This window comes from Duganella sp. Dugasp78 (assembly GCF_059491455.1).
Map to the genome: position 1 here is coordinate 5,508,330 of NZ_CP168506.1, position 17,964 is coordinate 5,526,293.

At 63.6% G+C, this 17,964-nt stretch carries 15 protein-coding genes; 6 read left to right on the plus strand and 9 right to left on the minus strand.

All coding sequences use genetic code 11. The annotated features are described in order from the left end of the window. Positions 1–6: 6 nt before the first annotated feature. From fabI to ACEN9O_RS24410, 3 genes are read right to left on the minus strand one after another with little or no spacing between them, the layout of a single operon-like run. The gene (fabI, locus tag ACEN9O_RS24400; protein WP_495614388.1) at positions 7–783 is read right to left on the minus strand and encodes an enoyl-ACP reductase FabI; all 777 of its coding nucleotides are present in this window, start codon (positions 781–783) and stop codon (positions 7–9) included. Next, positions 780–1,973, minus strand: a complete 1,194-nt coding sequence (locus ACEN9O_RS24405; protein WP_495614389.1) for an acetate/propionate family kinase — start codon at positions 1,971–1,973, stop codon at positions 780–782. Before ACEN9O_RS24405 ends, fabI begins: the two co-directional genes overlap by 4 nt. Positions 1,974–1,977: 4 nt before the next feature. Continuing rightward, complete coding sequence (locus tag ACEN9O_RS24410) at positions 1,978–2,169, minus strand: hypothetical protein (RefSeq protein ID WP_495614390.1); 192 nt, start codon at positions 2,167–2,169, stop codon at positions 1,978–1,980. A gap of 164 nt (positions 2,170–2,333) precedes the next feature. Here ACEN9O_RS24410 and ACEN9O_RS24415 point away from each other — a divergent pair, with 164 nt between their 5' ends. Continuing rightward, entirely contained in the window at positions 2,334–5,249 is a 2,916-nt protein-coding gene (locus ACEN9O_RS24415; protein WP_495614391.1) for a DUF2135 domain-containing protein, read from the plus strand. On the opposite strand, the gene ACEN9O_RS24420 is transcribed toward ACEN9O_RS24415, so the two are convergent. Further along, on the minus strand, positions 5,242–6,129 hold the full coding sequence (locus ACEN9O_RS24420) for a hypothetical protein (protein ID WP_495614392.1): 888 nt from the start codon (positions 6,127–6,129) through the stop codon (positions 5,242–5,244). The two genes, ACEN9O_RS24415 and ACEN9O_RS24420, sit on opposite strands and share 8 nt — an antisense overlap. Further along, positions 6,126–6,680 (minus strand): sigma-70 family RNA polymerase sigma factor, encoded by a 555-nt coding sequence (locus tag ACEN9O_RS24425; RefSeq protein WP_495614393.1) that lies wholly within the window; start codon positions 6,678–6,680, stop codon positions 6,126–6,128. The genes ACEN9O_RS24420 and ACEN9O_RS24425 overlap by 4 nt, the downstream gene beginning before the upstream one ends. A gap of 197 nt (positions 6,681–6,877) precedes the next feature. Here ACEN9O_RS24425 and ACEN9O_RS24430 point away from each other — a divergent pair, with 197 nt between their 5' ends. Continuing rightward, on the plus strand, positions 6,878–8,560 hold the full coding sequence (locus tag ACEN9O_RS24430) for a S53 family peptidase (RefSeq protein ID WP_495614394.1): 1,683 nt from the start codon (positions 6,878–6,880) through the stop codon (positions 8,558–8,560). A 5-nt stretch (positions 8,561–8,565) separates the two neighbouring features. Here ACEN9O_RS24430 and ACEN9O_RS24435 read toward each other — a convergent pair whose 3' ends face one another. Further along, complete coding sequence (locus tag ACEN9O_RS24435; RefSeq protein WP_495614395.1) at positions 8,566–10,440, minus strand: serine hydrolase domain-containing protein; 1,875 nt, start codon at positions 10,438–10,440, stop codon at positions 8,566–8,568. Between the two features lie 173 nt (positions 10,441–10,613). On the opposite strand from ACEN9O_RS24435, the gene ACEN9O_RS24440 reads away from it, so the two are divergent. Genes ACEN9O_RS24440 through ACEN9O_RS24455 form a run of 4 tightly spaced genes read left to right on the plus strand, consistent with a single transcriptional unit; the run spans position 10,614 to position 14,305 of the window. Next, positions 10,614–11,279 (plus strand): TetR/AcrR family transcriptional regulator, encoded by a 666-nt coding sequence (locus tag ACEN9O_RS24440; protein WP_495614396.1) that lies wholly within the window; start codon positions 10,614–10,616, stop codon positions 11,277–11,279. 8 nt (positions 11,280–11,287) lie between these two features. Then, on the plus strand, positions 11,288–12,235 hold the full coding sequence (locus ACEN9O_RS24445) for a DUF2867 domain-containing protein (protein WP_495614397.1): 948 nt from the start codon (positions 11,288–11,290) through the stop codon (positions 12,233–12,235). Continuing rightward, a complete protein-coding gene (locus tag ACEN9O_RS24450) occupies positions 12,232–12,960 on the plus strand; it encodes a class I SAM-dependent methyltransferase (protein WP_495614398.1) in 729 nt (242 codons plus the stop codon). The genes ACEN9O_RS24445 and ACEN9O_RS24450 overlap by 4 nt, the downstream gene beginning before the upstream one ends. Before the next feature lie 58 nt (positions 12,961–13,018). Continuing rightward, positions 13,019–14,305, plus strand: a complete 1,287-nt coding sequence (locus tag ACEN9O_RS24455; protein WP_495614399.1) for a glycosyltransferase — start codon at positions 13,019–13,021, stop codon at positions 14,303–14,305. Positions 14,306–14,311: 6 nt separating this feature from the next. Here the strand turns inward: ACEN9O_RS24455 and ACEN9O_RS24460 are convergent, their stop codons facing one another. From ACEN9O_RS24460 to ACEN9O_RS24470, 3 genes are all read right to left on the minus strand, one after another. Next, on the minus strand, positions 14,312–15,709 hold the full coding sequence (locus ACEN9O_RS24460; RefSeq protein WP_495614400.1) for a DUF2799 domain-containing protein: 1,398 nt from the start codon (positions 15,707–15,709) through the stop codon (positions 14,312–14,314). Between the two features lie 61 nt (positions 15,710–15,770). Then, complete coding sequence (locus ACEN9O_RS24465; RefSeq protein WP_495614401.1) at positions 15,771–17,162, minus strand: sensor histidine kinase; 1,392 nt, start codon at positions 17,160–17,162, stop codon at positions 15,771–15,773. Further along, positions 17,159–17,815, minus strand: coding sequence for a response regulator transcription factor (locus ACEN9O_RS24470; RefSeq protein ID WP_495614402.1), 657 nt, complete (start codon positions 17,813–17,815; stop codon positions 17,159–17,161). Before ACEN9O_RS24470 ends, ACEN9O_RS24465 begins: the two co-directional genes overlap by 4 nt. Between the last annotated feature and the right edge of the window lie 149 nt (positions 17,816–17,964).

Genomic DNA, 17,964 nt, shown 5'->3' on the forward strand with positions numbered 1-17,964 from the left:
GTTCCCTCAAGCGATTATATTCAGTCCACCGTCGACATACACGGTGCTGCCGGTCAGCCGGCCCGCATACGGCGAGGCCAGGTAGGCGCAGGTATTGCCAACATCCAGGATATCCACCAGCTGCCCCAATGGCGCCCGCGCGACCGCGTCGCGCAGCAGCAGCTCGAAGTCCTTCAGGCCGGAAGCGGCGCGCGTTTGCAAAGGCCCCGGCGAGATGGCATGGACGCGGATGCCGCGCGGGCCCAGCTCATACGCCAGATAGCGACAACACGCTTCCAGTGCCGCCTTCACCGGCCCCATGACGTTGTAGTTCGGGACGACCTTCTCGGCGCCGTGGTAGCTCATCGCGAACATGCTACCACCCTCCGTCATCAGCGGCACCGCCAGCTTGGCCATGCGCACGAAGGAGTGACATGATATATCCATCGCCAGCAAATAGCCGTCCAGCGAACAGTCCAGCAGTCCGCCTTGCAGATCGGCCTTGGGTGCGAACGCGATCGAATGCACCACGATATCCAGCTTGCCCTGCCCGGCCAGCGTCGCAAACAGCGCCTCCATCTGCGCAGGCTGCGTCACGTCGAGCGGGAGCAACTGCGCGCCGATTTCCTCAGCCAGCGGCGCTACATGCGGCAACGCCTTCTCGTTCTGATAAGTGAGCACGACTTCCGCGCCAAACTTGCGAAACGCCAGCGCACAGCCCCAGGCGATCGAATGCTCATTGGCGACGCCCACCACGAGCGCGCGCTTGCCGGTCAAAATAGGATAAATCGTTTCCGTGTTCATGCTTGCTCCAGTAATGTCAGCGTGTGGCGGGCAATCATCAACTCCTCGTTGGCGGGCACCACCCAGACCGCCACTTTGCTGTCGGTGGTGCTGATACGCGCCATGCCGCGTGGATTGGTCGCATTGGCGTTCGCATCCAGCTTCACGCCCAGCCACGCGGCATCGCGGCAAACGGCGGCGCGCAAGGCGACACTGTTCTCACCTATGCCGCCGGAGAAGACCAGCGCGTCGAGTCCACCCAAGGCCGCCGCCAGCGAACCAAGCTCGCGGCCGATGCGATAGACCATCAGCGCAATGGCCGCTTCTGCGCGCGGATCGTCGCTCTGCTCCAACGTGCGCATGTCCGACGAAATGCCCGAGACCCCGAGCAGGCCCGATTCCTGATACAGCAGCTTCTGCACCGCGCCGACATCCATGCCCAGTTCGTCGATCAAATACAGCACCACGCCGGGATCGAGCGTGCCGCAGCGGGTACCCATCGGCAGGCCGTCGACGGCGGTAAAGCCCATCGAGCTGGCGACGCTGTGCCCCGCCGCCATCGCGCACATGCTGGCGCCGTTGCCCAGATGCGCGGCCACCACCTTGGCGCCCGCCAGCGCGGGGTCGGCTTCCGGCAGGCGGCCGGCGATATATTCGTAGGATAGGCCATGGAAGCCGTAGCGCCGCACGCCCCGCTCCGTGATCCGCGCCGGCAGAGCGAAGGCCTGCGCCTCGGCTGGCTGGCCGACGTGGAAGGCCGTGTCGAAGCAGCCGATCTGCGGAACGTGCGGAGCCATCGCCATCACCGCGCGTACCGGCGCCAGGTTGTGCGGCAGATGCAGCGGCGCCAGCGGTATCAGCTTCGCCAACGCCGCCAGCACTTCGGGATTCAGGCGCTGCGGCCCGCTGTAAGCCACGCCGCCGTGGACGATGCGATGGCCAACCGCCACCACGCGATGTCCTTCAAGATGGGTTTGCGCAAAATCGATCAGGAAGCCCATGCCGGCTTCATGGTCCAGCGGAGCGCCCGGCCAGCTGTGTTCTCCGATGGACTGGCCCTGCGCGTCCTGCGCGCTGAAGCGCGTCACGCCGCTGTACAGGTTTTCGATCTTGCCCTTGAAGGTCAACGCCAGAGCGGCGCCGCTGAACAGCGAGAACTTGATGCTCGACGAGCCTGCGTTGATGACGACGATGCTATCGTTTGGTGCCATGAGGTCACGCTCCCAGGATGCGGCCTTCGGCCAATTTTCTGTGCGCCACCAGTATCGGTTTGATCAATCCAAGCCGCGCGGCTTCGAGCGCATAGCGGTCGCACGGATGCGCTACGGCGACCGTCGCCGGCCCTGCGTTGCGCGCCGCAGCGATCAGTATTTCGTAATTCGGGTGAGGCGTGTTCGGGGCATTCATCTACTCTCCTGGGCTGTAAGCCAGGGAAATGATAGCAATAACTGCAAATAAAGCAATTGAATATTGCTGCGCTGCCGCATGGTTTTTTTCGGACGGTTTAACCCCGTTTGTCCCGCCGCTCCGTTACATGCAGGACGCCGGACTTTTCCGGTGAAGGAGACCCCATGTTACGCCCACTGTTAGTCGCATTTCTATTGATGGTATCGATGGTGGCGCAAGCCACGCGGCTGCCGCCCATCATGCCGCCCCGCCTGAACGTGCCGCACGCGCAGACACCGGTGCGCCTGCAAAGCCTGCGCATCAGCGCGGAGATCAGCGGCGCCCTGGCGCAGACCACCGTGGAGATGGTGTTCTACAATCCCAATGCGGTACAGCTGGAAGGCGAACTGCAATTCCCGCTGCTGCCCGGTCAACGCGTGACGGCCTTCGCGCTGGATATCGACGGCGCGCTGCGGTCTGCCGTACCGGTCGAAAAGGCCAAGGGTCGCATGATCTTCGAAGAGGTCGAACGCCGCCGCGTCGATCCGGCGCTGCTGGAGGTCACGCAGGGGAACAACTTCAAGCTGCGCGTGTACCCGATACCGCCGCGCGGCACCCGCGCCGTGCAGCTCAAATATGCCGAACCGCTGGCGCGCCAGGAGGCGCAGCGCCTCTATCGCCTGCCGCTGGCCTACGGTGACGACATTGCGGAATTTGATCTAGCGCTAAATGTGTATGGCGCTACCGCACCGCCGCAGGCACGCGGTGCGCTGGGCAGCATGCAGTTCGAACGTCAACAGGACGGCTATCGCGCCCGCGTGACCAGGAGCAGCTACCGCGCCGACGGTACGCTGGAACTGGCGCTGCCAGCATCCACGCAAACGCAGACCTTCGTGCAGGAGTTTAACGGCGATACCTTCTTCCTCAGCGAGATCGCCATCGCCGGCGACAGTACGCATCCAATGCGCCTGGCGCCCTCCGTACTGGGACTGCTATGGGACAGCTCCGGCTCTGGCGCGCAGCGCCAGACCGAAGCCGAACTGGCCGTACTAGACCACTACTTCAAGGCCGTGCCCAATGTCGAGGTACGGCTGATACGCCTTCGCGACCGCGCTGAAGCCAGCCAGCGCTTCCGCATCGTCAACGGCAACTGGAGCGCCTTGCGGGCAGCGCTGGCAAGCACCGCCTACGACGGCGCCAGCGCGCTGAGCGCGTGGAAACCGGAAGCGGACATCAATGAATACCTGTTGGTCAGCGACGGGCTGTCCAACTATGGCGATGCCCCCTTCCCCACACTGGGCAAGGCCCAGCGTTTGTACGCCTTGAATTCGGCGCTGGTATCGGACAGCGGACGCCTGGCCGCGCTGGCGGAACGCAACGGCGGCCGCCTGGTGCAGCTGCAAGCGAACCAGCCGGCGCAGGCGGCGCAGGCACTGCTGGCGGACACGCTGCGATTGAGCGACATCACCGCCGCCGGTGCCAAGGATCTCGCTGTCGAATCGCACGAACCGCACGAGGGCATGCTGCGCATCGCCGGACGACTGACGCAACCCTCGGCCGAACTGACGCTGACCTTGACGCAGCAGGGCAAGAGCAGTTCGATGACGGTACCAGTCAACGCCATCGCGCCATATCATCCGCTGGCCGCCGGCATGTGGGCCAGTTACCGGCTGCAAGCGTTGGAGGCGGACTACGATTTAAAACGCGGCGAAATCCGCCGCATCGGCCAGCGCTTCGGCATTCCAACGCGCGAGACCTCGCTGCTGGTGCTGGACCGGCTCGAAGACTATGTGCGCTACGACATCGAGCCGCCTGCGGCCTACAAGGAGGCATACGCTCAGCTCAAGCAGAATTACCTGGCGCTCCAACGCCGCAGCGCCAGGCAGCACAGCGATCAGATCGTGCGCGAATTTGAACAGAAGGTCGCGTGGTGGGAAAAAAAATATCCGAAGTCCGGTCCGCCCAAGCATCTCGACTTCGAACCCAGCGGCGAAATGCCGGCCGACGCCATGCCGGAACTGAGCCGGGCGGCGCGCTCAGCAAACTCGCCAATGGTTGCCGCGGAAATGGCGCTTCCACGGCCAGTGCCAGCGCCAGCGCCGGTTGCGCAAAGCTTGAGTTATAGCCGCGCCGATGCACAGCGCCTGGCGCCAGCCAGCAAGGCAGTGGCGGCGTCCGTTGGCGACATGTCAAACGCAGGCATCCAGCTGAAAAAGTGGTCGCCCGACGAGCCGTACCGCGCGCGCATGAAGGCCGCCAAGGCCAGCGAGCTGTATGCCATCTATCTCGACGAAAAACCGAACTACACCAACAGCAGCGCCTTCTTCCTGGACAGCGCCGACATGCTGCTCGAACAAGGCCAGCGCGACCTGGCGCTGCGCGTGCTGTCGAATCTGGCGGAGATGGATCTGGAAAATCGCCAGGTGCTGCGGATACTGGGCTACCGCCTGCTGCAAGCCGGCGAGCCGGCGCTGGCGATCCCTGTCTTCAAGCAGGTGCTGCGGCTGGCCGAAGAAGAGCCGCAATCGTATCGCGACCTGGGCCTGGCATACGCCGCAGCCGGGCAAGTGCAGCCTGCGGTGGACCAACTTGCGGAGTTGCTGAACCGTCCGTGGGATGCCCGCTTTGCCGAGGTCGAACTGGTGACGCTGGCGGAGCTGAACGCTATCGTAGCCAAGGCCGGCACAAAGCCGGATACCAGCCGCGTCGATCCGCGCCTGCTGCGCAACCTGCCGCTGGCCTTGCGGGCGGTACTAACCTGGGATGCCGACAACACCGATATCGATTTGTGGGTGACCGATCCGAACGGGGAGAAATGCTACTACGCCAACCGCTACACCTACCAGGGCGGCCGCATGTCGCGCGACTTCACCGGCGGCTACGGGCCGGAGGAGTTTTCGCTGCGGGTGGCCAAGCCGGGCAAGTATCGGGTGGAGGTCAACTCGTTCGGACATCGCCAGCAGATCGTGGCCGGCGCCACCACCGTACAACTGCGCCTCAGCACCGGCTTCGGCACCGCGAAGCAGCGAGACCAGATGGTGACGCTGCGTCTGCGCGACACCGGCAGTACTGTACTGGTGGGAGAATTTGACGTTAATTGATCGCGTCGAGCTGCTGCCGTAGTTCAGGCGGCACCTCCGCATCGGGATAGCGCATGCGGAACTTCAGCCATTCCGCATGCGCTTCTTTGGTTTGGCCGGCGTTCAGCATCGCGGTCATGCGCGCCAGCCAGGCCGGCGCGGACAAGACCTCCGGCGCTAGTGCGCTTCGCATAGCCATCGCTGGCGGCGCGCCGGAATAGCCCAGTATCTTCTGCTCGGGCGCCGGCGCTGCCCGCATCAGCGGCGCCGGCGCGGGCGCGTAGGCGGCAATGGCAGGCGGTTCAGCAAGGACCGACTTGGCTTGCCCAGGCGCCGGTGCAGTTGCACCATCAGCGATTGCGCTATCGGCGATTCCGAGATCAGCGGCCGGCGCCGACGGCCTCACTGGGCGTATCACCGGCCGCGCCACCGGCGCTGCCTTCGGCGCGAACGGCGGCGGGGCCGCCGATTCGGCAGCGGATGGCGCTTCGACTGCGGGGCTTGGGGCAGCGACGCTCGCATCAGGCTTCGCTGATTCGTGCGCAACCCCTTCCTGGACAGCTTCCTGTTCGGCCACCGGCGCGAACGCCTGCGGCATCAAGCCGCGCACCACGAACAACGCCAGCACCACGCTGGCGGCCAAGCCAAGCGGAACCCGCGCCCGCCGCAGGTAGTGGCGCGCCGGCGGTGCGGCGGGCGCCGCATCATGCACCGCGTCGTTTGCCGATGCACCCGACGCTGCCGCACCGTTCAGATCCGACGCCGCCCGCGCCAGGATGGCGGCGGACAAAGCCTCCGGCAGCTGCGGCTGAGGCATGGCCTGCAACTGGCGCGCCAACTCCCCCTCGCCATTGAGGAAGTCTTCAAACTCCGCGTCTTCAGTATGATCGTGTGGATTCATGCTCTCGCCTCTACGGCCGCCGGCGCCAGTTCCTGCCGCAATTTGCGCATCGCGTAACGCAGGCGGCTCTTCACAGTCTCCACCGGCGCGGCCACCAGCTCCGCGATTTCTTCCAGGCTCATGCCGTTGAACTGCTGCAGCACCAGCGCCTCGCGCTGATCGACCGGCAGCAGCCGTATCATCGCATGCAAACGGCTGGTCTGCTGCTTGCGTTCCAGTGCGCCGTCGGGCGCATGGCTGTCATGCGCGGCATCCGCCACGTGATCGAACCAGTCGTCCTCGCCGCCGTCGCTGGCCAGCAGCACATGTTCGTTCATGCGTACCAGGTCGATCAGCCGATTGCGGGCGATCTGGAAAAGATAGGTGCGGAAGCTGGCGACGGGCTCGTAGCGCGCGCGGGCCTGATGCAGATTGGCCCAGCTGTCCTGCATGATGTCGTTGACCCACTCCCGGCGCGGCGAACGCCACGTCAAAAAAAGGTACAAGCCCTGGCTATGCCGCCGATACAGTTCCGCGAACGCCGCCAGATCGCCATCGCGATAGCTGAGCATGAGGACTTCATCGGATCGTGGCGCGGACATGGCGTAATGATAACGCACCGGCCGGCCCGCCAATGCCCGTGTATTGTTACCAAATATTGCCGATCCAAAAAGGCTTTCGCGCCACGCGGGCTGTAAAGACGTGTAAATCCCTCCACAAGATAAGTTTCCTGAGATAAACTTTAGCTAGTAACAATCAGGAGCACGCCATGCACTTTACCCATCGCCCTATTTTGTCCGCGCTGGCATGCGGCCTCACGCTGTCGCTCGCCCTGCCCGCCATGGCCCAGCCGCAGCACTGGCACGCCACGCGCACCCACGCCCCCGACGCCAGCGACTACACGCCGGGCGCCGAGATGCGCTCGGGCGATACGCTGCACGTCGCTGTCTCGCTCCAGCTGCGCAACCGCGAACAGCTGGACGCCTTCGCCGCCCGCCTGATGTCGGGCCAGGCCAGCACTCCGCTGACCAGCGAGCAGTTCCTGTCCCAGTACGCGCCGACGGCCGCCGATGTCGCCGCCGTGGTCAAGCACCTGAGCCAGAGCGGCTTCACCAACATCGAGGTCAGCCCGAACAACATGCTGGTCAGCGCCGACGGCTCGGTGGCGACCGCGCGCGCGGCCTTCAACGTCCAGATGCGCCACTATTCGAAAGGCGAACGCGCCGCCTACGCCAATACCAACGATCCGGTGGTGCCAACGGCGCTCAGCGGCATTGTGCTGGGCGTGCATGGCTTGCAAACCGTCCACCTGGCGCACACCGCGCAAGTGGAGGCGCAGGCGTCGGTCTACGCCACGGCCGGCAAGGTGGGTCACAGCCCGACCGCGTGGCCGACCATCTACAACGCCAGCGCCTTGCCGACGGCATCCAAGACCACCATCGGCATCATCACCGCCGGCAGCATGACGCAAACGCTGACGGACCTGAGCACTTTCGCCCGCACCGTCGGCTACGCGCAGCCGACCGTCAGCGTGGTCACGGTCGCCAGCGCCAGCCGCCGCCAAAGCATCTCCACCAGCGCCAGCACGGACAACACGGCGGAATGGGATATCGACAGCCAGAACGCGCTGGGCGCAGCGGGCGGCGTCGCCAAGTCCATCGTCTTCTACGCGGCGAACTCGCTCAGCGAGGCGGATTTGACCGCGGCCTATAACACGGCGGTCGCCGCCAACGTCGCCAAGGTGATCAGCGTATCGCTGGGCGAGTGCGAGGCCAATGCGCGCCTGACCGGCGCCCAGGCCACCGACGACCAGATCTTCCTGGCCGCCGTGGCGCAGGGCCAGACCTTCGTGGTCGCCAGCGGCGATTCAGGCTCCTTCGAATGCGGCGGCAGCGCCAACGCCCAGAGCTATCCCGCCGTGTCGCCGTATGTGATCGCCGTTGGCGGCACCTCGGTGAGCACCAGCAGCACCGGTGCGTGGAGCGGCGAAACCGTTTGGGCATGCAGCAATTACAGCACCTGCGCCAGCAATGGCGGCACCGGCGGCGGCGCCAGCCTGATTGAAGCTGCACCCGCGTGGCAGCTGAGCTCCCGGGTGCTGGGCAGCTCGACGCGGCGCGGCGTGCCGGACATCTCCTTCGCCGGCGATCCGGCGACCGGCGCGATCACCATCGTCAAAGGCAGGTACGTGCAGTACGGCGGCACCAGCCTGGCCGCGCCCATCTTCGCCGGCTTCTGGGCGCGGATCCAGTCGGCCAACGGCAACCGCCTGGCCTTCCCTGCCCCGGCCCTGTACAAATACGGCGTGGCACAGACCGGGCTTTTCCACGATGTTATCTCCGGCACCAACGGCGGCTACTCCGCCGCTAAGGGCTGGGATTACACCACTGGTTTCGGCAGCCTGAACGTCGGCAATTTCGCCGCCTTCGTCACTGCCAGCGGCAAGTTCTGACCGCGTTACATGGTCCAGGTGCGCAGGCCGATCCAGCCGATCGCCCCTGCGTAGCAGGCGATGGCCAGGATGCCGGTAGAGCTTAGCCCGGCATGCCAGCGCACCAGCCGGCTGGCGCGCTGGTCCCTCAGCGCATACCACAGGCCGGCTGCCGCCAACAGCGGGAACGCCGTGCTGCACAGCAGAATCGGCAGTGAAAGCGCGCTTGGCGCGGCCAGCATCGCCATCGTGCCTATGCCTCCGCCTATACCGATCAGGGGCAGCAGGAACGTGGCGCACATGCTGGCAAAGGCCAACAACGGCAGGAGCCGCACCTTCCAGCCGCCCTTGGCTTGCAGGGTCTTGCGATAGGCGGCCATGCCCCAGACCGGCAATGCCAGCAAGCCGGACACTCCACCAAACAAGGCCAGCGCTGCCACCACCGCGTAGCCGGCGACGCGCCATCCGGCCTCGCGCTTGCGGTCGCCCAGACCGCCGGACAGGAGATAGGTTTGTCCGTCCTGTTCGGCGAAGGCCAGGCTGGCCACTTCGCGATCGGCGCGGCGGAAGCTGTGCTTACCGGTCGGCAGATATTGCTTGCCGCCGACACGCAGCACTCCATCGACCAGGGTGACCCTCGACATGCCTAATACTTCCGCATACGGCCGCAGCAAGTCCTTGGCCGGCGTCACATTGCGGTAGAAACCGGTCAGCGCGGCGAGTTCCGCCTGGTCGACGGGGAACAAGGGAGCCGGCGCAAACACGTGCTTGCGGCTCAGGTAAGCCTGGATCAGGCTGGTAACAGGCGTGCGGAAGTCGACGCCCTCGCCGCCATTGGCCAGCACCACGTAACCACTGCCTTGCGCTGCCGAATAGCCGTAGACGGAGGTGAAGGAGTCGATTTCGCCGTTGTGGCCGCGAAAGGCCGGCCCGGTGTCATTCAACGGGAAATTGCCCAGGCCGCTACCTCCATCCAACCCTGCCCGCGCGGCCAGCGAGGCCTCGCCATGCTCGATACGTTCGACTGCCTGCGGCGACAGGATGCGATGCCCGTCGACCGTACCTCTGCCAACAAAAAACAAAACCAGGCGCGACAATTCCCGCACGCTGGTGAGCAGCGATCCGGACGGCGGCATGATGATGTGCTGGTACGGCGTCGATGCGCCATCGGGTGCGTAGCTCCTGGCCAGCTTGGTCGCCAGTTCCGGCGTCAGCGTGAAATCGGCGCTGGCCATGCCCATCGGCCGCAGCACGTGTTCGCGCTCGAAGGCCGCGAAATCTTGCCCGGCCACTTTTTCCAGCACATAGCCCGCCACGGCCGGGCCGGCGTTCGCATAGACGCCAAACTGACCGGGCTTCCAACGGCTGACGAACTCCGGGCTGGCGAACTCGATGCCGCGCCGTACCGACCAGCCGGGCCCGTTTTGCAGTTCGACACGCGTACTGATGTCAGGCCAGCCCGTCGTATGTTCAAGCAGATGAACCAGACGTACAGGGTCGCTTTGCTCCCATGGATTATTGAAGGGGATCTCGGGAGCCAGGTCGGCCAGCCGTGCGTCCAGTTTCAGCTTGCCGTCCTCGACCAGCTGCATGATGCCGATGCTGGTGAAACTCTTGGAGACCGAGGCGGCACGGAAAATCGTATCCGGCGTGACCGGTACACCGCTGGCCTTGTCGGCCACGCCATACCCCTTCATAAAGACAATCTTGCCGTCTTCCACCAGAGCCAGGGCGGCCCCCGGGATGCCGCGCTGGACAAACATTTCTGCCAGCCGATGGTCCAGCTCTTCCAGCGTGGACGGTGGGGCTGGCAAGGGCTCGGCGGCGCCGGCCATCGCCAACAAAAACAAGGAAAACAGCGCGACCGCGCTGGGCATGCGGTGGCTCGGCGATGATGGCATCGGTGCTCCGTAAGATATTAGTTGGGCGCAAAACGCAGTGATTTAGTGTTGTAGTCATGCAGCACACTAGCGCAATGATAATGCATCTTAGTTGAAATGCAAGGCAATTTTGAATGGAGGGGAATTAATGAACAGTGTACAATATTTGACATCGTACATAATTCAATAGCTCCATGACTTCCGACTTCCCTCCGTCCGAAACCGGGCAGCCACAGACAGGCAGCGGCCGTCGAGCCCGCAAGCTGCATCAGACCAGTGCCGACCTATTGGCGTGCGCTTGGCAATTGTTCGAGGAGCACGGTTACGAGGCGGTGACGATGGAAGCCATCGCTCAGGCCGCTGACGTGGCGCGAGGTACCCTCTACAAGCATTTCCCGACGAAGGAAGCGTTTATTCAGCACCGTTTTTACCACGATCTGTTGCCGCGCCGAGCTGAGATGCGCGCCGCAATGGCGACCATGCCGACTATCGCTGAACGCTTTCTGTATATGTTCCAAAACGAGGCGGCATATAGCGAAAGCATGCGCGCATATGCCGCACCCTACCTCTACCACCGTCTGCGAGGGCAGAAAATCCAGCAACATCCTATCGAACGCGATGGCTTTGAAGGCCTGGTTGCCGATCTGATCCGGCAGGGGCAAGTCGACGGCGAGATAGTTACCGACATCAGCGCCGATAAGATGGCTGAATACGTGGTCTTTTTGCGCCTGGCTACTCTGATGCGGTGGATTGCAACACCCGAAGCGCCACTCGCGCCGCTCTACGCGGAAATGATTCAGCTTTTTTTCAACGGAGCCTACCGTAGAGCGACTCCTACCCAGTTATCCACTTCCAACTGAAAGTCAATATGACTATTCGATTCAAGAATGTCGCGCTAATCTCCTGCGCCATTTGCTGCCTCCTGTTCTGCGTCTGGATGTTCGCTCCCGCCACCCTGCTGCAACTCTGGGGTGTCGGCTATTCCTCCCCGACCGGACTGGTAGCGCGCCGCAATGCTGCGCTGTTTGCCGGGATCGGTCTCATGCTGTTCTTGGTGCGCAATGCTCCGGCCAGCGTGGCTCGAGCAGGAATATGTGCCGGTTTCGCGCTGGCCTGCCTGATTCTTGCGACGCTTGGGATATTCGAATATGCGAGCGGCGCTGCTGGGGCCGGCATCGGAAGTGCCATCATCCCCGAGATTGCGCTAGCAGTGGTCTTCATCGCCCTCTGGCGAGCCGACCGGGCACTGTTACGTCAGGCGGACGCAACAGCGACCCAATACCATCACATAAAGCCTGTGTCGATCCCTCCTGAGTCGCGAATAGCCGCGGTTTATTCCTCAGTGAATCTCGCCGACGCCTACGCGATTGAGCTCCCGATCGGAGCCTCAACAAACGCCGAGCAACTGGCGCGGTTCATCTTCTCCCACCAACCAGCTTGGATCAACGGCCTCTTGGCCGTTCGAGACGCACTGGTTGCTGGCTTCGGTCTCAAGACAACCGGGCAACTCGAGTCGCTAGGCGCGATGAACAAGGGGAGCCGCGTCGGCTTTTTCAAGATATACAGTACAACACCGACGGAAATCGTTCTCGGTGAAGACGACAAGCACCTGGACTTCAGGCTTTCCATCCTTTGCTCCGGCCAGCCTTCGTCAACAGGTAAGGGGCAAGTCACCATGTCTACCGTTGTTCATTGCCACAACAGCCTCGGCCGGTTCTATATTCGTCTCATCGCGCCGTTTCACCGCATGGTGGTTCAGGCCAACCTCCGTAGCGCCGCGCGAGTCGGTTGGCCCCTGGCGTCGCCTGGCATATGAGCACCGTCGCGGAGCACTACGCAAAACACCTTGCCCCGATCTACCTTTGGATGGCGGGAGGCCCTGTCGCAGCGCTTGAGGCCGGCACCGCCGAGATAGAGGCGTTGAACTTGCCGCTCACTCAAGGCGCCGTCGTCATCGACCTTGGGGCTGGCTTTGGCATGCATGCCATCCCGCTCGCACGCAGGGGCGCACGAGTAACGGCTATCGATACGTCGACAGAGCTGCTGCGCACGCTCACGGAAGTCGGCGGCGGCTTATCTATCCAGACAGTCAACGACGAGCTACTCAGATTCCAGCTCCACATTTCAGAAGCGCCCTCCGCAATCCTGTGCATGGGAGACACGATCACGCATTTGCCGGATTTCAAAGCTGTAGAGAATCTGATTGAGAAAGCATCTGCAGAGCTGCGGCCTGGCGGGACGTTCGTCATCTCTTTCCGAGACTACTCTGAGCCGCTCGTCGGAGACGGTCGCTTCATCCCGGTAAGGAGCGACGACAGCCGCATCCTTACCTGCTTCCTCGAATACGAGCCGGAGTCTGTCCTGGTTCACGACATTCTCCATCAGCGCACACCGGATGGCTGGCAAACGCAGGTAAGTCACTACAGAAAGCTTCGGCTATCACCTGAGTATCTGATCACCAGATTCCAGTCAAGCGGCTTCAATGTCCGGCGCGAGACCGGAATGCGTGGAATGGTTCGTCTTGTCGCGCAACGCGTCTAACTTCAAACGTTGGCCATCCACAAAATCCTCCCATGCAGTTGTTTGAAAGTTGGTCGTCATGCCAGAAACCGCTCCACACTATTTCGTTATCACCGTCGGCACCACCGGCGACTTACACCCGTTCATGCGTATCGCGCGGGCATTGCAGACGCTCGGTCGGAAGGTAACGTTCATAACCCATTCCTACTACGAGAACATCGTTCGTGATGCCGGGCTTCCGTTTGTCGGAGTTGGAACAGATGAAGACTTTCTTCGTGTCCTCAGAAATCCAGACATATGGGATCCCCAGAAAGGGTTCGCTGCCCTTTTCGCCGACTACAGCAATGGTCTAAGACAAGTTCTCGACGCCATCCACTCTTCTTCCATACAGGCGCCGCAAGTGGTGATTGCCCATCCGTTCGCCGTGCCCGGCGCTGTAATCGCCCGGGAACGCGGTTTGGTGAAATCAGTCGTTGCCGCGTATCTCGCACCATCGAACCTGCGAACCTGCCATGACCCGCTAAACATCGGCGCGCTGGCCGTGCCTCGTTGGGTGCCGATGAGCTGGCGACGTGCGCTCTGGCGGTTCGTGGAAAAAGGTTGGATAGATCCTGTTGCGCTTGCCCACCTTAACGCGGTCCGAACACCGCTGGGGCTTTCCGAGGTTGATTCCTTCCTGACGCATATCGCCGAGGCTCCCGATCTCTCGCTCACCCTTTTCCCCTCGTGGTTCGCGCCTGCCGTACCTGATTGGCCACGCCCGTTGATTGAAGGCGACTTCCAGTTGTTTGAGTCCGCCACAGAACACGGCTTCCCGGCAGAGCTATCCGCCTTCCTTGCCGCAGGAGAGAAACCGCTCGTTTTCACTGCGGGCACCGGGAATCTTCACGCCGCCGAATTCTTTGCCTGCGCCCTCTCGGCCCTCAACAGGCTCGGGCGTCGAGCCATCTTTTTGTCCAAGGAGCGCGCGCAAATTCCAGCGGACCTTCCTGGGTCAGTGTTATGGCAAGCGTATGTGCCGCTGTCCGCCCTTCTTCCGCACGCCGCGGCACTTGTCCATCATGGCGGCGTCGGCACTACCGCCGAAGCCCTGCGCTCCGGCACGCCACAGCTGATTGTCCCATTCGCCTGGGATCAGTTTGACAACGGAGCTCGCATCGCGTCGCTCGGCGTCGGTACGGTCATTCATGCGAAGCGTTTACGACCGCGCAAGTTGGCGCGAGCCCTCCTGGATCTCTGCGGCGCTGAAACCATTCGCGCTCAGTGCTCGCTAATTGCGTCACGCTTCACGCCACCTCATGACCCTATCGCGCTTTGCAGAGAGATCGAGCGCCTTGTGCCGGCAGCACACCATGAGGCCGAATAATCCAAGCTAGTAGATCTCTCGGCGCAGGCGCTGCATTTGCTGATCGTGACGTTCCACCCAGCGGCGGGCGTCATCCAGCTGGCGCTCCAGTTGCCGGATATAGTCGGCCAGATCGCGGCGCTCCTGCTCGCGCCGGGCATCCTGCTTCCTGGTCTCGTCGTTGACCACGCGGTCCTTGGCCTCCAGGTTCGAGCGGATCTCGCGTTGCAGCCTGTCCTGGCGGTGGTGGGCGTCATTCAGGCGGCCCGTTACTTCGTTGAAGTCTTCGACCGCCTGCCGATGCTTGGCCGCAGTCACCTCATAATCCTGCCCGCTGACGTAGGCATGTTTTAACTGGTTGCGCAATTCGACGCGGCAGACCTCGACCGCCATGCCGCTGTTGCTGCGGCCTCGTTCGAAAGCATTCTCCGGCATGCAGTATTTGGCGTTCTGCGCGTCCCATGCCGCCGTGTACAAATCGCGCGTGGCTGCGATCACGAACACGCCGTTGCGGCCCGCATTGGCGATGCGGTCGTCCAGCATGAAGGGCTTGCCGTAGCCGTCGTCGGCGCCGGCCTGGCGCCAGTAGTCGGTCAGGCGCGTTTCCCAGGCCTGGCGATACTCGGATTCGAAAATCTTCAGGCCCTTGGCGCGCGCTTCCTTGCCGCGCAGGGCGAAGTCCTTGCCGCTGACGGCATCCTGCGTGCCGAGATTGCGCCAGTAGTTGACGATCTCCCCGTTCCACGCGGCGCGATAGGCTTCTTCCTGCACCTGCACGCCGGCGCTGCGGGCATTGGCCGCGCGGTCGCGGAAGGCGCTGTCCGGCGTGCCGTTGCGGGCGTCGGTGTAGCCGGCATCCTGCCAGAAGGTGCGGTTGCCGATCTGCCAGCCATCGCTGTAGGCGGCTTCGTCGAAGCGCAGCTGCATGCCGGCGGCCTTGGCGCGCGCGGCATCCTTCTGGGCTGCCAGCGGCTGGCCGTCGGTGCCGGCGCGTTTGCCCAGGCCTTTCCAGTATTCGGCATTGCCGATCGCCCAGCCGGCGTCGTAGGCGGGACGGTTCAGCGGCGTCTTGTGTTGGCGGACCTTGTCGCTGGCGGCATGCGTATCGTATTGCGTCGGCTGGAGTCCCTTGCCGCCGTCGTCTTGACCAAGCAACGACCACAGCTCCCAATTACCCTGCGTCCAGCCGGCGATGTACTGCGCCTCCGCGCCGACGGCTGCGGGCTTCTTGTCGTCGGCGTGATCGTCGCAGAAGTCCTTGCGCTCGGCGTAGTCGGAAGGGTCGCCCAGCACACCGTCCTTATGCCCGATGGCGTTCCAGTCGCCGACCTTGCAATCGGCGATGCGCTGCATGGTGGATTGGCAGCCCGCCAGCAGCAGCGGCAAGGCGAGGATCAGTGGTCGAAAACGGGTCAGATGGTTCATGGCGGCTTTTGAGAATGTCGGCGGCCCGATTATATGGGATAAATAATAAAGAAAATATACGTCACTCCCTTATGTCGGCGAAGCTCACGGCCACGCGCAATCCGGTCCCGCCGTCGCGGTTGGCCAACTCGATGCGTCCCTGGTTGCGCGCGGCGGCACGCTCGGCGATCGCCAGGCCAAGGCCGCTGCCCGCCTGGTCCTGGCCGGGCAAGCGGAAGAAGCGTTCGAACACCTTGCGCTGCATCTCCGGCACGATGCCCGGCCCCTGGTCCGCCACCGAGAAGACGATGCGCCCCTCCGCTTCAGCCACGGTCACCATCACGCGGCCGCCCTCGGGCGAGTACTTGACGGCGTTGCTGACCAGGTTATCGATCAGCGACGCCATGCTTTCCAGATGCATCGGCAGCAGGCAGCGCTCCGGCGCCTGCAGTTCAATGTCGACGTGGCGCGTAGCGGCGATCTGCCCGGCCACCGCCAACCGGTCCGCCACCAGTTCGACCAGGTCGCGCGGCACCAGGCTGGTGTGGTCGCGGTCGCCGCCGGAGCGGGCCAGGGCCAGCAACTGGTGCACCGTGTGCGTGGCGCGATGCACGCCTGTGCGCAGGCCGCGCCCGGCCTCCTCCACCCGCTGTGCCGTGCGGGCGGTGGTCAGCGTATCGGCGTTGATCTGGATAATGGACAGCGGGGTCTTGAGTTCGTGGGCCGCGTCGATCAGGAATTCCTGTTCGCGCTCCAGCCTTTCGGTCAGCCGCTCCATCAGGCGGTTGACCGATCCCACCAGCGGCGACAACTCCAGGTACGGCGACGGCGCCAGCGGCGACAGGTCGGTGGCCGAGCGCTCCTCGATCTCGCCGACGATGGATTTCAACGGCCGCAAGCCGACGCGGATGATGAACCACGCCGGCAGCAGCAGGAACGGTACGCTGAACAGCAGCGGCGCGAAATAGTAGCCGATGCTGGATACCTGCAGCAGCCACTCGCCGATCACCTCCGTCGCCATGCGCACGGTGACGCCGGTGGCGGGATCCTCCTCGACCGATACCACCCAGCCGTCCCTGAGTGGCTGGGCATACGGACCGGCGGCGGCATCGGTGGGCGGCAGGCCGGCGTCCGGCGAGGTGTAGACCAGCCGCCCATGCCGCCACACCTGCGTTTGCAGCGCCGGGATGTACCATCCCAGTTCCGTGTAGAGCGCGTAATGCAGCCGCTCCATCCTGCGCACCAGCGGCTTGAGCTCTTCAGGAGGACGCTCGCCGACGGTCTGCATCAGCACGAGGATGCGCAAAGCGCTGGCGCGCAGCTCGCGCTGCATGTCGCGCCGCTTGCTGGTGCGGGTTTCGTAGACATCCAGCGCCAGGTTCGCCAGCCAGACCAGCATCATCACCGCGATGAAGCCGAACAGCAGGCGTTTGAACAGCGAGCGGTTGTGCATCGTCAGGTCGCGTATCGTCATTTGTCGACCACGTAGCCGACGCCGCGCACCGTGCGGATATAACCCTCGCCGATTTTCTGCCGCAGGTGCGACATGTGCACGTCCAGCGCCGCGCCTTCGCTGTGCGGCAGCGCGCGCGATTCCAGCTCGCGCCGGGTCAGCACGCGCTCCGGGTAGCGCATCAGCGCGTGCAGCAGCGCGAATTCGGTTTTCGACAGCACGACATTGACGCCCGCGCGGGTCAGCAGCATGCGCTTATCGTCCAGCACCAGGTCCTTGACCTTCCACACCGGCTCACCGGCTTCGCTCCAGCCGCTCGCGCGCCGCATCACCGCGCGCAAGCGCGCCAGCAGTTCCGTGACGGCGAAGGGCTTGACGAGGTAATCGTCGGCGCCGCGATCGAGGCCATTCAGGCGGTCCTCCAGGCTGTCGCGCGCGGTGATGACCAGTATGGGCAGCGTGTGGCCGGCCGCGCGCAGCTCGCGCAGCACGTCGATGCCATTCCCGTCGGGCAGGCCAAGGTCCAGCAGCACCGCATCGAACGGCTCGTTTTCCACCCAATGGCGTGCATCGCTGGCGCGGCGCACCCAAACCACTTCCTGTCCCGCATCCTGCAAGGCCGCCTGCAGGGCCTTGCCTAATTCCAGGTCGTCCTCGACCAGGCATATCTTCATATGTCGCCACCTCATTCGTGAAGCCCGTATCTACGCATCTTCCTGCCGGACTGTCAATCGCCTGCGCGCCACAACGTTAGGAAAACCTTAAGGTTTCTTTTGGATTGCGTTAAGGAAGACTGCGGACAATCTGCCCACACCAAAACAGT